This is a genomic window from Mesorhizobium sp. URHB0026 (genome assembly GCF_054059755.1).
In genome coordinates, this window is sequence record NZ_JBSSCN010000001.1 from 2,118,683 (window position 1) to 2,135,813 (window position 17,131).

Genomic DNA, 17,131 nt, shown 5'->3' on the forward strand with positions numbered 1-17,131 from the left:
ATCATCGTCCTCAGGCCACATCGGCGGGTTCGGTTTCCGACTGTTCTCCCGATAGCATCCGGGACAACCGGCTCCCCGGCTTCGCCTTCAACCGCTGATATTGCCCGACCTCCACCACACGACCATCTTCCATCGCCACCACCCAGTCGGCGAAGGCGATCATCGACGGCCGGTGCGCGATGGTCAGGATCGTCATTGCGCCGCGCAGGCCGTCGATCGACCGGGCGATAAGCGACTGGTTCTGCCAGTCGAGCGCGCTTGTTGCCTCGTCCAGGATGAGCAGTGACGGCTTGCGCAGCAAAGCACGTGCCAGCGCGATGCGCTGGCGCTCGCCGCCCGAGAGGCGCACGCCGCGGTCGCCGACCACGGTATTCAGCCTCAGGTCCAGTCGGTCCACGAAATCGCCGGCGTGAGCGGCGCGCAGTGCCCTCCACAAGTCGTCCTCGCTGGCCTGGGGCGCGGCGAGGCGCAGGTTCGCCGCGATCGTGTCATGCAGCAGGAACACGTCCTGCGGCACATAGGCCACCTGATCGCGCCAGCGGCGGCGATTGCCCGCATCAATCTCGACGCCGTCGACGAGGATCTTGCCGGCGGTCGGCTCGAGCAGCCCGAGCAGCATGTCGGCGATCGTGCTCTTGCCTGACCCGGACGGGCCGATGAGCGCCGTGACCTTGCCGGCCGGAAGGCCGAAGGTGATGTCGCTCACCACTGCCTTGCCGGCGCCGTCGTCGTAGACGAAGGAGACGTCGCGAATGTTTAGCCCCGTATCGAGGGTCAGCTTGCGGGCATCCGTGGAGTCGACATGGCCAGGCTCCCGTTCGGCGTCGAAACGCGCCTGCAGGTTGCGCATTGCCGTATAGGCGGGCAGGTTGATCAGCACCTGCTGGGCCTGCGTCTGCATGTCCATGAACCGCGGCGCGATGCGCATGAAGACCAGGAGCAGCACGACGATCTCGGCCAGCGACAGGTGGAAGCGGACCAACGCCACATAGATGAAGACGCTCAAGCCCACGACGCTCGCCACCTGGAACACGGCGGTGCCGATCGAAGAGTTGCGGACATAGGCGATATTGTCGGCTTTCATCTTTTCGAGCGTGACCTGCAGCTGCGCGAAATAGCTGGCCTCGACATTCAGGCTCTTGGCCACCTTGATGCCACCCAGAAATTCCGAGACCGTGCGGTACTGGTCCTGGCGATTGGTCGTCAGGATCCGGCCGAAGGCGGTGGCTCGCGAGCGAAAGGGCTGCAGCGCTATGAACATCACGATGCCGATGGCGACGGCAAACGCCGTCATGACCGGCGATATGAACATGGAAATCACCAGATAGCCCGCCAGCAGCACGGCGATCTGCACCAGCATTAGCAGGGCAAAAGCCGCCCCTTGGACGCGGTCTATGTCTCCGGTCAGGGCATGGTCGAGATCGGAGCCGCGCATGCGCGTGAACACGCCCCAGCGCGCCTTGCCGATGCTCTCGAACAGGTTCATGCGCAAGCGGTTGATGAAATCGAAGAGCAGCCTTGCCATGTACACCGACTTGAAGCGGTTGAAGGCTGCCTGCACGGCAACAAGCCCGACCAGCGCGCAAAGCACCGTGGTCAGCTGCAGCGTTCCGCCGGGCACCAGCCAGCGCAGGAAATCGATATTGGGCAGTCTTACCGCGAAATCCTGGTCGGCACGGCCGACCAGGTGCAGCAGCGGCACCAGCAGCAGGATGGAAACCCCTTCCGTCAGGCTGCCGAGGATCAGGAACAGCAGCGCCGTCCAGGTTCGTCGTCCGCCGATCCGGGCAATGACGGCGCCGAATGCCGCGACATCGCGAAACAGCGACAGGCTGAAGACCGATGACCTAGGCATCTCCAGCCAATTCCTTTTCGATCAGCGCCACAGCCTCGCCGATCCTGTCGATGCCCGTCGGAACGTCCAGCCGGCACACGCCGACATGGTTAGCAATCGCTGAACAATGGCGAAGATGCATCGCCGCGAAATCGCCGGAGAGCGCCGCGCGGCCAAACCGCGTCACGTAGGAGAATTTGATAATGGCTGGCAAGGCGGCGATTTGAGGCAGGAGGGTGATCCCGGCCCTTTCGCCGCGCTCGAGGATGTAGATCCTGGCCGCCGGCACCCTGTTGCCGGAGAAGGCGCCGTGCAGGCGATGCTGCATCTTCTCGATCGCCGGATGCACTTGCGGTCGCACTTGCGCTTGCCCAAGCGAGATCGCCGCCGCGGCATCGGCGGCAAGCTTGATCTGCGGAAATCCCGGAACGATCATCGGTTCGTCCGGGTTGGTGAGATCGAGCCCCACGACGTCGTCGGTGAGCAGGTCGTGTCCGGCCCGGATCAGCGCGCTTGCCGTCGTCGATTTGCCGGCGCCCTTATCGCCCATGAAGATGGCGCCCCTGCCGGTCACCGCGATGGCGCTGGCATGCAACACCAGCAGGCCGCGCTGGTGCAGCAGCAGCGCCAGCACCGGCCCCAGCAACGGGAAGGCAAGCAAGCTGTCGCCGACGCCGGGCGCCGGCTGGACATCGATGCGGCGGGCGTCGCTGATCAGGAATGCGCCGACGGCCTCCCAGGCCAGATACTGCCGGCCAGGCTCGAAACGGAAGACGGTCGCTGCCTCCGCCGAAGGCTTGGGCATATCGATCGGGCCGATGACGATCTCGATGTCGGCCGTTGCCGGGTCCGCCGGCTCCAGTTCGGGCAGCGACACGTCGGACGCGATGAGCAGGCCGTAGGCCCGGTAGTAACTTCGTTCTCCCGCTGTCCTGTCGCGGCTGGGAAGACGGTCGAGATCGCCGGCGAACGGCTCATGGCGAGACATCATGCGGGGCTCCCGCCATGCTGGACCTGCCGCAGCCACAGCGACAGCGACGCCGAGCGCCAGACATACTGGACATCGAGCGGTGCCGCCTGGTCCGGCTGGCGCAGCAGCCGCGCATAGGCGGCGTTTACTTCCGGCAGGTTGACATAGGGTGCGATGCGGCCCGCATCGCCGACCAGCAACTGCTCCAGCAGGTCGCGATGGTTGTGCACCATGCCGTTGACCAGATTGGCGGTGAAATCGATCTTGTCGCGCCGCCACTGTACCGCCGCCGGCAGGATGCCCTCCATGGCCCGGCGCAGCACGTAGCGGCCAAACCCATGACGGAGCTTCTCCTCGCCCGGCAGCCCGAGGCAGAATTCCACCAGCGGCTTGTCCCAGAAGGGGTACCGCGGCTCGACGCCGAAATTGGCGGCGGCCTTGTCCAGAACCTCGAAAGAGTGCGGAACATAGCCGTTGGACAGGATCCAGCGATGGCTGAGCGCGTCGCTGGCTTGGACGCCAGGCGGCATGTAGCCAGCCCGATGGAACCGGTCGACGAGCTCGGTTCGCCTGGCAAGGTCCGGATTGATCAGGTCGCGCCAGCTGCGGCCACGCTGCGACCGGGCGGGCCTGCGCATTCTGTTCAGGGCTCGATTCCCCAGCTGTCTCAGCCTGGCGATGCGCCAGGCCGGCCCGTAGATGGTCAGGAACTGGAAATACAGGCCGAGCGTGCTGTCGCCATAGGTGTTGGAGGCACTGCGGATCTCGCGCCAAAGGTCCAGCCATCTGCCGCCATTGGCAAGCTCGTGCAGATGGCCATGTCCCTGTGAAACGACCTCGTCGCCGCCATGGCCGTCGAGGAGCACCTTGATGCCCTTGGCGCCGGCCGTCCGATAGATACCGCGGGTCAGCGTCAGGCCCGGCGCCAGGAACGTGCCTTCCTGTTCTTCCAGCACCCGTTCGAATTCTGCGAAGGGTGCATAATTGCCGACTGGGATGAACGTCGGATCGGCTTTCTGCTGATCGAGCACGGCATCGATGAACGGGCGCTCGTCCATCGATGAACCCTTTTCGAACACGAGTGAGAAGGTCGGTAGCCTCGGCTTGCGCTCGGCCGCATTTTGCAATCCCGCCACGCAGGTGATCGAGGATGAATCGAGGCCGCCGCTCAGCATCGCGCCGATCGACGGACTTCCTCGCATGCGGTTGCGGACCGATTGCGCGAACAGATGGGCGAATTCCTCCGCGGCATCAGGCCGCGGTGCGCGCTGGGATGGTTCGATCTGCCAGTACCGGCGCAGCACCAGACGTTGCACGGTGACGGTGAGGCTGTGACGCGCCGGCAGGGCGAAGATGTCGCTGTAGGGCGTGGACTGTGGGTCATCGGGCAGCCCGGCCAGGAACCCCGAAATCCGGTGCTCGCTGAGGCGCGCGCCGACCCCGTCGAGGCCGAGCATTGGCCCGATCTCGGAGGCAAAGGCAAAGCGGCGTTCCGCTGCGTGGTAATAGAAAGGCTTGACCCCGAAATGGTCTCGCGCGCAAAACAAAAGCTGCCGCTCGGCATCCCAGATGGCAAAGGCGAAGTCGCCTTGCAGATGCACGGGGCACGTTTCACCCCAGCGCAGATAGGCCCGCATCAGCAACGCCGCATCGGCGACTGAGTTGTCCCTGATGCCGAGCCTTGCGAGCAGCTCGTCGCGATTATCTAGCCGGCAATCGGCGGTGATGGCCAGCTTGCCGCCGGCCATGGTCAGCGGGCCGGGGCCGGCTTCGTCCGTGGTGTTGAGCCAGGCATGGCCAAGCGCGACGCCGCTGTCCTGCCACCACGACGTCCCGTCGGGACCTCGATGGCGCATGCGCGCCAGCATCTGCTGGATGTCGCTCGCCGCTTCAGCCGGCGCGGGGCCTTGTCGCAGCAGGATTCCGGCTACGCCGCTCATCGGCTGCCGTGGTCGACCAGGTGGGCGAAACCATCGACGGATCCGCCAAGCACGATGTGGTTATCGCTGACCAGCCAGGCATGCGCCTTCAATTGCTCGCCCGTGCCGCGCTCGATGCCGATGCGGATGTTCGACGCATTGCCTTGGCGCGCGAGCAGGTATTGGCCCGACAGCGCCTGGGTCAGGCATGTGGCGCCCGGAACGAACCGTGCGGCGGCAGCAACCCCCCAGGCGACAAGCCGCAACTCGCCCATGCTGGCACATTGGTGCGCGTTGAGCCGCGTCACCATCCCGCGGACGCGGTTGTAGGAGAACAATGTCAGCCCGAGCCGGACGGTCGTGACCACCAGCAGGCAGCGGCACAGGAAAAGCGCTTCCGAGCCGCTCAAGGACAAAATCCTGGCCACGCTGCGCCTGCCAGGCCGCTGCTTCATCGGCCGGGGATTTCTCTGCGTCACAGGTCTTTGCCGCGCAACCATGGCCTTCTGCGACACCTGCCTAGACGAGTGCCTCATGCTCAAGCCTCGCAAGCCCGTTTTCCGCCAGGCCTTTCAGCAATGCGTCGACGTCGGCCTTGCAGCGTTCGGCGTCGACATTGTAGCGAGCGAGGACGGCGCTGCGGATATCCGCGATCGGCTTGGGTTCCTGGATCAGTTCCCAGATGAAGGCGCCGACGCCGTTGAGGCTGTAATAGATATTGGACTTCAGGTTGAGAAGCGCGAGGCCATCGCCGAATTCGCAAGCAACGGCGTCCTTGGTGGCCTTTACGCAATCGTGCTCGGATGGGTTCCAGTTCATCCTAAAACCTCGTTTGCAACACACGGTCTACGCGTCGTCAAGTTCAACGGAAAGTCGGGGATTTTTCATCCCCGGCTCCATTTCATTGTCTTCGATTCTCGAGGCCCAACGTCATTCCTCCAGAATCAGGCTAGTCTCAGGAGAACGTCAGGTCGCCGATCGGGGTGTGCGCGGGAAACGACGCGTCGATTGCCGTGCTGCCACCGCCGCCCTGGGTGATGGTTTCGATTGAACCATGTACTGTCAGGTTTGGCGTTTCGTACTCATGCTTTTCAACATTCTGTTCCATTTTTACTCTCCATAAGGACTGGAAACGGCCTGTCGATTGCCGTCAGCACTTTCATGCTGCACCGCAATAGCTGCACAGCAACATTTATGAGTCAAGCCTGATTTACCAGCCGTTAATCAATTATGGGTTGCGGACGTCACTCGGAGTGTAAGAAATCGACCTCTTTCGACATGGAGCCGGGTGCGAGTGATCCTCGTCATAAGGGATTCCATACCCCGTTGATTTTCCACAATTAAGAGCCAGCCAATACTGGCCATTACCATTGGACAACGCTAAAAGATACTCAACTTTCAGCTGATCCCATCGATGGCCCGGCCGAAGCGCTACGCCAGGGTGGGAATTCGTCCACACATCTCATCACCTTCCGCGAAGCCGTCAAACGCCATGGTTGCAAAATCTCGCACTGCGAAAGGAAAGGCTTTACGGCGCCGCCGTTTTTGACGATGCTTTGCTTAGCAGCTGCAGCATACGCTTCGCGCAAACCGCTTTTTGGAGACTGTGCGCTCAATGGCCTTGCCGGAAAGCACCTATGAAAGACTGCGCGCCACCGACTGCGCCGACGAGATCGCTTATGTGCGGGCCTGCTTACGGTTATATTTCGCGGGGCCGGCGGCCTCGGCCGGTGAAACGTGGACGCCGGGCCTTTCCGACGCTGTCGTCACCGATATCGCCAGGTTGAACAAGGTCGGTACGTTCGTCCTGAAGGCGCTGTCGCGTACGCCGGCGCATGAGAGGCCGGCGGAACTGTTCCAGTGGCTCGAAACCTATCGCAGGAGGACGGTGTCGATGAACGCCGCCTGCCTCATGGATTCGATGGCCATTCACGAGGCGCTGCTCGACAGGCGGATTGATTTTGTCTTCCTGAAAGGGCCGTTCCAGCAGCATCTGCTTTATGACGATCATTTCATGAAACCCTCGGGCGATATCGACATCCTGGTTTCACCTGCCGGGTTCTTGAAGGCACGCGAAGCGTTAGGCTCGATCGGCTACGAAGTATCGGGCAAGTCGCGTTCGGTCTGGTGGGTCCGCTTTCTCGGCGAACAGCACATGATCCGTGGCAAGGGGTCGAAATCATCCACTGTCGACCTTCATTACCGGCTTCAGCAGCCCGGCTCGCCCAGTCCGCGCGATGCCGACGGGTTCCTGCGGCGAAAACGGCTGGTCGAGATCACCGGCGCCGAAGTCCCGTTCACGTCGGCCGCCGACACGCTGATGCTGGCCTGCATCAGCGTCGCCAAGGCACTGTTCAACCGGGAGCCTTGCGCCGGCTACGTCTGCGACATCAGGGCCAGCGCCAGCCGTCTCGGCCACGCCGATCAGCAGCGTGTGCTCGATGCAGCGGTAAGCCAAGGGCTGGAGGACACGCTGCTGCTCGGCCTGCGCGCCGCCGATGTGCTGCTCGGCGGCACCGGCACGCTCCTGTCGGAGCGGGCCAAGCCGATCCTGTCGCGCATCGGCAACGAGGACCTGCTCAACATGGTCATCGCGCCATGGCTGTCGTCGCTGCGCTGGCCGCAGCGACGGACGGTGTTGTGGGAATTGTGCGGCCGGGCTCCGGTCCGTTACCTTTCCGAGGCCGGCTGGGCGGCGTCGGCGGACATCAGCCGCCGCATCTTCGAACGGCCGGCCGGCCCGTGATGGGGGTGGATATCGAACGCGTACAGGGCGAGGGCAGATCGGAACCTGTGCAAGAGGCAATTCCATGTCGATGACGAAATCCCAAATCTGCGTGATCATCGCGGCCAAAAACGCGGCGCGCACGATCGCCGTCGCCATCGCGTCCGCGTTGCGCGAACCGGAAGTCGGGGAGGTCGTCGTCGTCGACGATGGCTCCACGGACAATACGGCCGAGGTCGCGCGCTCCGCCGACGATGGCAGCGGCCGGCTTGCGGTGATGCGCCTGGACGTCAATCGCGGCCCTTCTTTTGCCCGCAATGCGGCGATCGCCGGTTCACGAGCCCCGTTCATCAGCATTCTGGACGCCGACGATTTCTTCCTCGAGGGCCGGTTTCGCAACCTGTTTGCCGGCGCCGATTGGGATTTCGCCGCCGACAACATCATGCTCATCAGGGATGACGCGGCTGGGGATGCAACCAAAATCGTCGCCCCGGATTTTGCCGCCGATCCGGAATTCCTCGATTTCGAAGGTTTCGTGGAAGGCAACATCTCCAGGCGCCGCGTCCAAAGAGGCGAACTCGGCTTCTTGAAGCCGGTGATCAGCCGTGCCTTTCTCGACCGCCACGGGTTGCGCTACGACGAGAGCCTGCGACTGGGCGAGGACTACGAGCTTTACGCGCGAGCGGTCGCCCACGGGGCACGGTTCAAGGTCATTCGTTCCTGCGGCTACGGCGCTATCGTGCGCGCCGATTCACTCAGCGGCCGCCACAAGACGCAGGACCTGAAGCGGCTGGCCGATGCCGATCTGGCGCTGCTGGCGATCGACAGCCTTCCGGAAGGATCCAAAGCAGTGCTGCGGCGGCACGAGCGGCACGTGCGCGACAAATACCGGCTGCGCAATTTCCTCGACGTGAAGGCCGAGCGGGGCCTGGCTTCGGCCGCTGCCTACGCCTTCGCAAGCCAATCCAACCTCGTCCCCATCGTTCAGGGCGTGGCGTCCGACAAGATCGAGGCGCTGTTTCGCAGTGTTGGCCTGGTCTCCAGGAACAAGCACGTGCCGCCGCTGCGTTTCCTGATGGCTGGAACCAGCACTGGCAAGGGACGGTAAGGCGCGATGTTACCTGCCGACCGCGAGCCCGCCACGCAACCATTTCGATTGGATTTATGAGTTTACGAATTGGGTGGTTGCCTCGCGGCTCTGAGGATGGCAGTCTATGTTGCGGTGCAACAAATTGACCGACCAGCCGAACTGGTGGACTGGTGCGAAGTCTCTCTTCGTCAGAGGAGTTGGGCGACGCGGTTTCGAGTTTTCAACCCCGGTTGCGGGGATCGGCCTGTGGCCTGAAAGGCGGCCAGGAAGCCGGCGATGACGGGAATTTAAGTTCATGGCCTCGATATTCGGCTTCAGATCAAGGGATCCGGCCCGCGACAGGCAGACCGACGTTGCGCGCCTGGACCGGCTGGCGAAGCTTTTCGAGCAGATCGCCGCGGAGATCGAGGCGGAGAAAACCGGCCTGGAGACCCGCTACCGCAAGGACGCCACCAACGCGGCCTTTCTTGTCGAAGCCATGGAAAACGGCTCCGCCTCCGACCGTCGCTCGTCCGAAGTCAGCGCGTTGACGCAGTCGATCCTGAACAGCGAGCGCCGCATCGCCGCACTGTCGCGCCAGGGCGGCAGGATGCGCGAGCTCCGTCATTCGCTGGACGTGGTCTTCGACGAGAATACGACCACCGATCCGGCGGCGACGGTCGAACCGGCCAGGCAGGCGGGAGCCGGCCGAAATTGAAGGCGGCGGCGCGGGACCGTTACGGCGAAGGTGATGCGAGGCTGGAAGTCGGGAGGACAATTGAAAAGGTCAAGGTTGGCCCGTTTGAAAGCGGTTCGAACGTCGACTTTGGGTTGGGGACACAGCGCAAAGGTGAGTTAGTCATGAATTCGGATCCAAAGACCATGTCCACGACAGCAATCGATGCCCCTTCAGCCCTGCATTTCTGGCGGCGGTCTGGTCTGGCGGTCGCTTTGCTGCTGGTCGCTCTTGGCAGCCTGCCGGCAACCCCGTCTCATGCGCAGGATATCCAGTCCGCGCCCTCTTTCGTCGACGATTTCAAGAATTTCGACCGCGAGCGCTGGTACGTTTCAGACGGCTGGACGAACGGCAGCCATCAGAATTGCACCTGGTCGAAAGGCTTGGTCAAGCTTTCCGATGGCGTTCTTTCGCTCGGATTCGCGAAGCAGAAGACCAAGGATCGCGAGTTCGCCTGCGGCGAGATCCAGACCAAGCAGCGTTTCGGCTATGGTACCTATGAGGCGCGGATGAAGACCGACACCGGCCCCGGCCTCAACGCGGCTTTCTTCTCCTATATCGGCCCGTCCGACAAGCAGCCCTGGGACGAGATCGACTTCGAGATCCTGACCAAGGACACTTCCAAGGTGCAGGTCAACGCCTATATCGCCGGCAAGGGCAAGAACGAGAAGCTGGTCGACGTGCCTGGCGGCACCGACAGTGCCTTCAACGACTATGCCTTCGTCTGGGAGAAGGATAGCCTGCGCTGGTATCTCAACGGCCAGCTGGTTAACACCATCACCGATCCCGCGAAGTTGCCCAGCCATGCGCAGAAGATCTTCTTCAGCCTTTGGGGCAGCGACACCATGAAGGGCTGGATGGGAGCGTTCGCGGACCCGGGCCGCACGCTTTCGCTGCAGATCGAACGGGTCGCGTTCACCGCGCTGGGTCAGCCCTGCCAGTTTCCGGAATCGCTGGTGTGTAGTGTAAAAGAGCTGGGAAAGACGAATTGAACCGGCAGGGCCGAGAAGCGGTCCGCTGCCCTGGATGGGAATGAAACCGAATGAACTTGACGGTATTTGGAATTGGCTATGTCGGCTTGGTGCAGGCGGCGGTGCTTGCCGAGGTTGGCCACCAGGTTGTTTGCGTCGATATCGACGCGAACAAGGTGGAGCGGCTCAATCAGGGCCTCGTTCCGATCTTCGAGCCGGGTCTTGAAACGATCGTCAGGGAGAATCACGCCGCCGGCCGCATCAAGTTCACCACCGATGCGGCGGCCGCCGTCAGGCACGGCGAAATCCAGATGATTGCGGTCGGCACGCCGCCCGGCGAAGATGGTTCGGCCGACCTCAAATATGTGTTGGCGGTGGCCGAGACGATCGGCCGCGAGATGGATTCCACCAAGATCGTCGTCGGCAAGTCGACCGTGCCGGTCGGCACCTGCGAAAAAGTGAAGGCCAGGATCGCCGAGACGCTGAAGAAGCGGGGCCGCGAGGATCTGAGCTTCGACGTCGCCTCCAATCCCGAATTCCTCAAGGAAGGCTCCGCGGTCGCCGACTGCATGAAGCCCGACCGCATCATCGTCGGCACGTCGAGCGAAGAAACCGAGGCGGTGATGCGCGAACTCTACGCGCCCTTCAACCGCAACCACGAGAAGATGATCGTGATGGACGTGCGCAGCGCCGAATTCACGAAATACGCCGCCAATTGCATGCTGGCGACCAAGATCAGCTTCATGAACGAGATGGCCAATCTCGCCGAGCAGCTCGGCGCCGACATCGAGGAAGTGCGCCAGGGCATCGGCAGCGACCCGCGCATCGGCTATCACTTCATCTATCCGGGTCTCGGCTATGGCGGCTCGTGCTTTCCCAAGGACGTTCGCGCCCTGATCAAAACCGCCGAGGGCGTCAAGTACGACGCCAAGCTGCTGCGCGCCGTCGAGGAGCGCAACAATGACCAGAAATCCGTCCTGTTCGACAAGGTGCACCGCTATTTCAAAGGTAACCTCAAGGGCAAGACCTTCGCGCTATGGGGCCTGGCCTTCAAGCCCAACACCGACGACATGCGCGAGGCGCCCGCGCGCGTGCTGATGGAGGCGCTCTGGAACGCCGGCGCGGCCGTGCAGGCCTATGACCCCGAGGCCATGCAGGAATGCCAGGCCATCTACGGGCTGCGCGACGACCTGCTGTTGTGCGGCACCAAGGAGGCGGCCCTGCGCGGCGCCGATGCGCTGCTGATCGCCACCGAATGGAAGAGTTTTCGCGCACCGTCCTTCGATGCGCTGAAGGATGCCCTGGCCACTCCGGTCATCTTCGATGGCCGCAACCTTTACGATCCCAAGGTCGTGGCCCGCCACGGCATCGAATATCACTCGATCGGCAGAATGGCGGCATGAGATCGGACTCGGAGAGCCGAAAGCAGAATCGGGCCGACCGCCCGGCGAAGATCGGGCCGACCGCCCGGCGTAAAAGGAATTGTAGCTGATGGTGCTGGACGTGAAGCCCGAGCAAGTCACCAAGGATCATTCCGATGTTGTCGCGATCGGTTCCGGCTTCGGTTCGGCTTTCGTCCTGCATGAGTTCGCCCGGCGGCGCATGGCGCGCATCCTGGTCCTGGAATGGGGCCGCCACAACACGCATGAATGGCAGCTCGACCAGAACGTCAACACCGACATAGACGACGAGACGACCTCGCGCAGTTCGCCCAATGATCCCATCCGGTTCACCGGACGGCAGCCATGCACAAATCCGTTCGCGACGCTTGATCCGCCAAAGACTGCGTGAGGCGGCACTTGACGCTGCCGTTCATCGGCCATGGGCATTGAAACCCGATAGACGAGGAGCCAGGACCATGAAAGTTCTCTTTGCAGGCGGCAATGGCTACACACCGGAGTTCAGCGGCGGCGTGCAGTCGAGCACCCATCATCTGGCCGAGCAGTTGATCGAGCATGGGCATGAGGCCGCGGTGCTCGCCGCGCTGTTTGGCGATGGTGTCTTCGGCTTCAAGGCCCGTGCCAAGATGAAGCTTCTGCGTCAGCCGGCGGTCGTCGACAGTTTTCCCGGCTACCCGGTCATCCGGGCTTGGTTTCCCTGGGAGGCGGCGGCCTTCGCCGTCAACAGGGTCAAGCCGGATGTGGCGGTGGTCCAGTGTCACAAGTCGGTTCCACTCGGCAAGGCGTTGCAGGCCAAGGGCGTGCCGCTGGTCGTCTACCTCCGCAATGTCGAGTTTCGCGAGCTTGGAGGCGACCTGCGCGATTTGAGCTCGGCGCTCTACATCGCCAATTCCGAATTCACCGCGCGTACCTACGCCAGGGAGTTCGGTATCGAGGCGGCGGTGATCCCTCCGACCATCAATCCCACCCACTACAGCACGCCGACCTCAGGGCAGTTCGTCACCCTGATCAACCCTTATGAGGAAAAGGGCTTCGAGCTTGCGGTGAGGATCGCCGCCGCGTGCCCCGAAATCCCGTTCCTGTTCGTCGAAAGCTGGAAGCTGGCGGACGATCACCGGGCACGCATCGAGCAGACGATCAAGCCGCTCGGCAATGTCACGCTGGAGAACCGCACCAGTGACATGAAGACGGTCTATGGCCGCACCCGGATCCTGCTGGCGCCCAGCAAATGGGAAGAGGCCTGGGGGCGGGTTGCCTCGGAGGCCCATTGCAGCGGCATTCCGGTCGTCGGTTCGCGCCGCGGTGGCCTGCCGGAAGCGGTCGGCCCTGGCGGCACGGTGCTCGACTATGATGCCCCGCTTGCCGACTGGGTCGCGGCCGTCAGGCTCTTGTGGAACGACAACAAGGAATATGAGCGGGTCTCGACCCTCGCGCGTAGCTTCGCTGGCCGGCCGGAACTCGACCCCGACCGTCAGTTCGTCACCTTCTTCTCGATACTGGATAGGGCGGTGCGGCAGCGCGCACGCCAGGCCGCGTAGTCAAGCAGCGACCCGATCTGTTCTGCATCAGGCTGGGCGCTTGACCCTGTTCTTCAGGGTTTCATAGCCGCGTGCACCGAGCAGGGCGCGGGCAATCGTCTTGGCGGCGCTCTTGCGGCCCTCCTGCGAGTTGATCTGGCGCAGCCTCGCCGGCAGGTTTCGCGCGGCCTGCCCAAGTGCTGGCAGCGACAGCGCATCGGGAAAACTGACCATGTGCGTTTCGACGCACAGGACCGGTTTCCCCGACAGTTTGGCAATCCTCAGCGCCTGGGCATGTTCGCTTTCGATGAACAGGATGGCGTCGGATTTGCGATAGAAATCGGCCTTGAAACTGCCATGCGCGCCAAGCCGCTGGCGCTCCGCCTTGCTCGGCAGATCGAGCATGATCAGCTTGTCGTATTTGATCTCGTGCTTGGCGAGCCACGCCTCCGTCAACCCACGGTATTTTTCGAGCCGGCTGGTGACCAGCCAGCCGATCTTGCGGGTCACGGCATGAAGCGGCCGCGCCTCGCTGAGGAATTTTTCATAAGCCGGCCCGTCGTCGTTCTCGGCCTCGGTGGGGTCGAGGCACAGCACCCCGTCTATGTCGACACAGCATTGCGCCAGGAATTTGTGATGCATGAAGTTCCACTGGAACATGCGCGGATGCGGCACTACCTCGAACACCAGATCGGTCTCCTGATGCTCCGGCTCCAGGCCGAAGACGGCGGCAAAGGTGTAGTCAGCCTCGATACCGGCGCCCTTGATGCGTGCACGGGCGTCGCGCATGGCATTGCCGCCGGCGATGCTGTCGTCGATCACCAGCACCTTGCGCATGTCCGAGACCTTCCGGTCCAGGGCCGCGCGGCGTTTGGTGATGCCTGACGTGTAGACCCTGCCTTCGAGGAAGGAGTCCAGGTCGGTCATCGGGATGTTCGCCGCAAGGCTGACCAGCGTTGCCGCCAGCACGCCGCTTCTGGGAACGCCGACCACCAGGTCGATGTCGCGTGGCAGCCGGTGAAGGTTGCTCACGATGGCGTCGTTCATGTCGGAGATCGATCGGTAGTGCATGGATCAGGCCTGATGCTTGGGTGGGATATGGAATAGACGACAAAGGCGCCGAAATTATTGCGCCTCGCGCGGCGTCGCCGCCGGCGCCCTTGCCGGCAGCATTTTCAAGGCCTCCCGCAAGGCTTCGCGGCCGGCGGCGAAGGTCAGCGCGACGACGATGGTGATCGTGTAGGCGAGGATGGCGCCGCTTGCCAGGGCGACGACATGCTGCTGCGGCAGCATCGGCTTGGCCAGCCAGACCGCCCCAAGCGCCAGATGCGCGCCTAGCACGAACGGCGTTGCCGTGCGCAGCACATGGCTGGCTTGCAGCGGTCCGCTCTTGCCGACATAGAGCCACAGGAAGGGCGTGCGCAGATACTCGCTGACCGCATAGGCGACCGCCACGCCGAGCGCGCCGTAGGGCAGGCCAAGCGCGAAGGCAAGCACCGAGGTCACCGCCGTGATGATGCCCCAGCGCATGAAGTCGCCGGAGCGGCCCTGGCTGACGAAAAGCCAACCAGCCGGATTGTTGAGCGGCTGCAGCAGGCCGGCAAAGCCGAGCGCCAGGAAGATCGAGGCGCTGGCGCGCCACTGCTCGCCGAGCACGAAGGGGATCAGCACATCCGACATCGCGGTGGCGAAAGCGACGCCGGGCAGCGCCACCAGAAGGATCAGCGGCATGACGCGCAAATAGGCGCTGCGATAGCGGTCCGGCTCGTCCTTCAGCCGCGACAGCGCCGGTACCATCACCTTCGACAGCGGGTTGGTGATCTGGCTGAGCGGGAACAGGAGCAGCTTGTAGGCGCGGTCGTAGAGCCCGAGCTGAGCCTCGCCCCAGTATTTGCCGATCAACACGTTGTCGAGATTGCGGGCGAAGAAATTGGCGAAATTGAAACCGGTGATCCCGGCACCGAAATTGATCAGCTCGCTGATCCCGGCGACCTTGCGCGGCATGCCTGGGCGCCAGCGCGAGCTGGCCCAGTAGCACAGCGTCGGCAGCACCGCGCCGGTCAGCGTGCCGGCAAACAGCGCCCAGTAGGAGCGGTCGATGAAAGTCCAGGCGATCGAGACGGCCAGCCCCGCGACGGCTCCGGCGACGTCGATGATCGCCAGGCGGCCGAACTGCATGCGACGCGTTAGCAGCGCCAGATGCTGGGCGCCAAGGCCATAAGCCAGGATCTGCAATCCCAGTGCCGCCACCAGACCGGCGACGCGCGGCTCGCCATAGAAGGCGGCGACCAGGGGTGCCGCGCCCGCGAGCACGCAGGCGAGGACCGCGCTGACAGCGACATTGATCCAGAAGAGGTAGTTCACCTCCTCATGCTGGATGCCCGATTTCTGGATGGTCGCCTGGGTCAGGCCGAAATCCTGGAACAGGGCGATGAAGGCGAGCACGGGCGCGCACATGGCCACCACGCCGAAATCCTGCGGCGACAGGAGTCGCGACAGCACGATGACGGAAATGATCTGCGTGGCGACCCGCACCGATTGCGCCATTGCGGTCACGACGGCACCGCGGCCGACCGATTTGCGCAGGGAGCCTTCCGGCGGATCGAATGGATTGGCTTCCAAATTCAGGATTCCTGATCTTCGCGTGGATTTCGGAGCCCGAAATTCACAACCGCCGCCGACCACAAACTACGGCAATAATTTTGCAGTGCAACAGAAAACGTGGAACGACGCGCCAAAAATGTTGCGATGCAGCAAGAGCTGTACTAGGCTTCCCCTGGGTGGGTCAAACAGCGGTCGAGTTTTCATGCTGCATGTCTTGTACCTGGTACATGATGTTTCCGACCCGGCGGTTCGCCGGCGTATCACGATGCTCAGGACAGGTGGCGCCCGGGTTACTCTGGCGGGCTTCCGCCGCGCCGCCCCGATTGGGGATATCGAAGGTTTGCGGCCAATCGACCTTGGCGCGACGCGCGACGGGCGATTCGTCCAGCGCCTGGCGGCGGTGGCGAAAACAGCGGTCTCGATAGGTTCGAAGCTTAGGGACGTGCCGAAGCCCGACATCATCATCGCGCGTAATCTGGAAATGCTGGCGCTGGCCCGCCGCGCCCGGTCGGCTTTCGGCGCCGCTGTCCCGATCGTCTATGAATGTCTCGACATTCACCGCCTGGTGCTGCGCGACGATGTCCTGGGCAAGGCGCTGCGCGCCACCGAGCGTCATCTGGCGCGGGATGTGCGGCTGCTGGTGACCAGTTCCCCCGCGTTCATCGCCAATTATTTCAAGCCCTTCCGCCAGGTCGCGGCGCCGATGGAACTGGTTGAGAACAAATATTTCGAGGCGGCGGCGATTCTGCCCGCCGAGCGCGAGACGGTGGAAGGACCTCTCGCCCCGCCGTGGCGGATCGGCTGGTTCGGGGCGCTTCGGTGCCGCCGTTCGCTCGAACTGCTGGCCGGTTTCACGCGTCACATGGAAGGCCGGTTCGAAATCGTGTTGCGCGGCCGCCCGGCACTTTCCGAGTTCCCGGATTTTCATGCCTTCGTCGATGCCGAGCCTTACATGTCGTTTCGCGGGCCGTACCGCAACCCGGAGGACATGGCGGCGATCTATCACGACGTCCATTTCTCCTGGGCGATCGATTTCTTCGAGGAGGGACAGAACTCCGAATGGCTGCTGCCCAACCGCCTTTATGAAGGCTGCCGCTTCGGCGCGGTGCCGATCTCGATGGACAACACCGAGACCGGAAGGTTTCTGCGGCAGCGCGATATCGGCGTTTTGCTGCCGCAGGCCACGCCCGAGGCGCTCGCAACCGCGCTTGGCGGGATGGAAAAGCACCGCTTCGGCAGGCTGAAGGCGCGCGTGCTGGCCCACGATCCGAGGATGTGGAGCTACGATCGCAGCGACTGCGGCGCCCTGGTCGAAAAACTGCGCCGCCTGACCACCGTGCGCGAGCCGCTCGCGACCGAGGCCCTGGCATAGGATGGACATCGCCC

General features: G+C 63.3%; 16 protein-coding genes. 8 read left to right on the plus strand and 8 right to left on the minus strand.

Annotated elements, in window-relative coordinates; translation table 11 throughout:
* Positions 1-10: 10 nt before the first annotated feature.
* The 6 genes from ACVWWD_RS10690 to ACVWWD_RS10715 all read right to left on the minus strand — a co-directional run bounded on the left by ACVWWD_RS10690 (position 11) and on the right by ACVWWD_RS10715 (position 5,831).
* Positions 11-1,855 (minus strand): ABC transporter ATP-binding protein, encoded by a 1,845-nt coding sequence (locus ACVWWD_RS10690; RefSeq protein ID WP_352552802.1) that lies wholly within the window; start codon positions 1,853-1,855, stop codon positions 11-13.
* The gene (locus ACVWWD_RS10695; protein WP_457103058.1) at positions 1,848-2,825 is read right to left on the minus strand and encodes a serine kinase; all 978 of its coding nucleotides are present in this window, start codon (positions 2,823-2,825) and stop codon (positions 1,848-1,850) included. Before ACVWWD_RS10695 ends, ACVWWD_RS10690 begins: the two co-directional genes overlap by 8 nt.
* Positions 2,822-4,744, minus strand: a complete 1,923-nt coding sequence (locus tag ACVWWD_RS10700; RefSeq protein WP_352552806.1) for a lasso peptide isopeptide bond-forming cyclase — start codon at positions 4,742-4,744, stop codon at positions 2,822-2,824. The genes ACVWWD_RS10695 and ACVWWD_RS10700 overlap by 4 nt, the downstream gene beginning before the upstream one ends.
* The gene (locus ACVWWD_RS10705; RefSeq protein WP_245273778.1) at positions 4,741-5,133 is read right to left on the minus strand and encodes a lasso peptide biosynthesis B2 protein; all 393 of its coding nucleotides are present in this window, start codon (positions 5,131-5,133) and stop codon (positions 4,741-4,743) included. Before ACVWWD_RS10705 ends, ACVWWD_RS10700 begins: the two co-directional genes overlap by 4 nt.
* A 109-nt stretch (positions 5,134-5,242) precedes the next feature.
* Positions 5,243-5,542, minus strand: coding sequence for a PqqD family protein (locus ACVWWD_RS10710; protein ID WP_015314226.1), 300 nt, complete (start codon positions 5,540-5,542; stop codon positions 5,243-5,245).
* Between the two features lie 136 nt (positions 5,543-5,678).
* On the minus strand, positions 5,679-5,831 hold the full coding sequence (locus ACVWWD_RS10715; RefSeq protein ID WP_015314225.1) for a lasso peptide: 153 nt from the start codon (positions 5,829-5,831) through the stop codon (positions 5,679-5,681).
* A 507-nt stretch (positions 5,832-6,338) separates the two neighbouring features.
* Here ACVWWD_RS10715 and ACVWWD_RS10720 point away from each other — a divergent pair.
* The 7 genes from ACVWWD_RS10720 to ACVWWD_RS10750 all read left to right on the plus strand — a co-directional run bounded on the left by ACVWWD_RS10720 (position 6,339) and on the right by ACVWWD_RS10750 (position 13,162).
* Complete coding sequence (locus tag ACVWWD_RS10720; RefSeq protein WP_023772468.1) at positions 6,339-7,469, plus strand: nucleotidyltransferase family protein; 1,131 nt, start codon at positions 6,339-6,341, stop codon at positions 7,467-7,469.
* Positions 7,470-7,533: 64 nt separating this feature from the next.
* The gene (locus ACVWWD_RS10725) at positions 7,534-8,556 is read left to right on the plus strand and encodes a glycosyltransferase family 2 protein (protein ID WP_023781676.1); all 1,023 of its coding nucleotides are present in this window, start codon (positions 7,534-7,536) and stop codon (positions 8,554-8,556) included.
* Positions 8,557-8,833: 277 nt separating this feature from the next.
* Positions 8,834-9,235 carry a hypothetical protein gene (locus ACVWWD_RS10730; RefSeq protein ID WP_352551736.1) on the plus strand — a complete coding sequence of 134 codons (402 nt, stop codon included), beginning with the start codon at positions 8,834-8,836 and terminating at the stop codon, positions 9,233-9,235.
* Positions 9,236-9,378: 143 nt separating this feature from the next.
* Positions 9,379-10,245, plus strand: a complete 867-nt coding sequence (gene exoK / locus ACVWWD_RS10735) for an endo-1,3-1,4-beta-glycanase ExoK (protein ID WP_352551737.1) — start codon at positions 9,379-9,381, stop codon at positions 10,243-10,245.
* Positions 10,246-10,295: 50 nt separating this feature from the next.
* Positions 10,296-11,627 carry a UDP-glucose dehydrogenase family protein gene (locus tag ACVWWD_RS10740; protein ID WP_023772472.1) on the plus strand — a complete coding sequence of 444 codons (1,332 nt, stop codon included), beginning with the start codon at positions 10,296-10,298 and terminating at the stop codon, positions 11,625-11,627.
* An 88-nt stretch (positions 11,628-11,715) separates the two neighbouring features.
* Positions 11,716-12,015: a hypothetical protein gene (locus ACVWWD_RS10745; RefSeq protein ID WP_352551740.1), complete on the plus strand. Its 300-nt coding sequence runs from the start codon at positions 11,716-11,718 to the stop codon at positions 12,013-12,015.
* Between the two features lie 67 nt (positions 12,016-12,082).
* The gene (locus ACVWWD_RS10750; RefSeq protein ID WP_023772474.1) at positions 12,083-13,162 is read left to right on the plus strand and encodes a glycosyltransferase; all 1,080 of its coding nucleotides are present in this window, start codon (positions 12,083-12,085) and stop codon (positions 13,160-13,162) included.
* 27 nt (positions 13,163-13,189) lie between these two features.
* Here ACVWWD_RS10750 and ACVWWD_RS10755 read toward each other — a convergent pair whose 3' ends face one another.
* Both ACVWWD_RS10755 and ACVWWD_RS10760 read right to left on the minus strand, forming a co-directional pair.
* Entirely contained in the window at positions 13,190-14,212 is a 1,023-nt protein-coding gene (locus ACVWWD_RS10755) for a phosphoribosyltransferase family protein (RefSeq protein ID WP_023772475.1), read from the minus strand.
* Positions 14,213-14,266: 54 nt separating this feature from the next.
* On the minus strand, positions 14,267-15,763 hold the full coding sequence (locus ACVWWD_RS10760) for a lipopolysaccharide biosynthesis protein (protein WP_457103059.1): 1,497 nt from the start codon (positions 15,761-15,763) through the stop codon (positions 14,267-14,269).
* Between the two features lie 184 nt (positions 15,764-15,947).
* On the opposite strand from ACVWWD_RS10760, the gene ACVWWD_RS10765 reads away from it, so the two are divergent.
* The gene (locus tag ACVWWD_RS10765; RefSeq protein ID WP_352551744.1) at positions 15,948-17,117 is read left to right on the plus strand and encodes a glycosyltransferase family protein; all 1,170 of its coding nucleotides are present in this window, start codon (positions 15,948-15,950) and stop codon (positions 17,115-17,117) included.
* Positions 17,118-17,131 lie beyond the last annotated feature (14 nt).

What these genes read in the sequence shown, in the direction of transcription:
- ACVWWD_RS10690 (WP_352552802.1), bottom strand. Translation starts at nt 1,855, where the DNA reads ATGCCTAGGTCATCGGTCTTCAGCCTGTCGCTGTTTCGCGATGTCGCG.
- ACVWWD_RS10695 (WP_457103058.1), bottom strand. Translation starts at nt 2,825, where the DNA reads ATGATGTCTCGCCATGAGCCGTTCGCCGGCGATCTCGACCGTCTTCCC.
- ACVWWD_RS10700 (WP_352552806.1), bottom strand. Translation starts at nt 4,744, where the DNA reads ATGAGCGGCGTAGCCGGAATCCTGCTGCGACAAGGCCCCGCGCCGGCT.
- ACVWWD_RS10710 (WP_015314226.1), bottom strand. Translation starts at nt 5,542, where the DNA reads ATGAACTGGAACCCATCCGAGCACGATTGCGTAAAGGCCACCAAGGAC.
- ACVWWD_RS10715 (WP_015314225.1), bottom strand. Translation starts at nt 5,831, where the DNA reads ATGGAACAGAATGTTGAAAAGCATGAGTACGAAACGCCAAACCTGACA.
- ACVWWD_RS10720 (WP_023772468.1), top strand. Translation starts at nt 6,339, where the DNA reads ATGGCCTTGCCGGAAAGCACCTATGAAAGACTGCGCGCCACCGACTGC.
- ACVWWD_RS10725 (WP_023781676.1), top strand. Translation starts at nt 7,534, where the DNA reads ATGTCGATGACGAAATCCCAAATCTGCGTGATCATCGCGGCCAAAAAC.
- ACVWWD_RS10730 (WP_352551736.1), top strand. Translation starts at nt 8,834, where the DNA reads ATGGCCTCGATATTCGGCTTCAGATCAAGGGATCCGGCCCGCGACAGG.
- exoK (WP_352551737.1), top strand. Translation starts at nt 9,379, where the DNA reads ATGAATTCGGATCCAAAGACCATGTCCACGACAGCAATCGATGCCCCT.
- ACVWWD_RS10740 (WP_023772472.1), top strand. Translation starts at nt 10,296, where the DNA reads ATGAACTTGACGGTATTTGGAATTGGCTATGTCGGCTTGGTGCAGGCG.
- ACVWWD_RS10745 (WP_352551740.1), top strand. Translation starts at nt 11,716, where the DNA reads ATGGTGCTGGACGTGAAGCCCGAGCAAGTCACCAAGGATCATTCCGAT.
- ACVWWD_RS10750 (WP_023772474.1), top strand. Translation starts at nt 12,083, where the DNA reads ATGAAAGTTCTCTTTGCAGGCGGCAATGGCTACACACCGGAGTTCAGC.
- ACVWWD_RS10755 (WP_023772475.1), bottom strand. Translation starts at nt 14,212, where the DNA reads ATGCACTACCGATCGATCTCCGACATGAACGACGCCATCGTGAGCAAC.
- ACVWWD_RS10765 (WP_352551744.1), top strand. Translation starts at nt 15,948, where the DNA reads ATGCTGCATGTCTTGTACCTGGTACATGATGTTTCCGACCCGGCGGTT.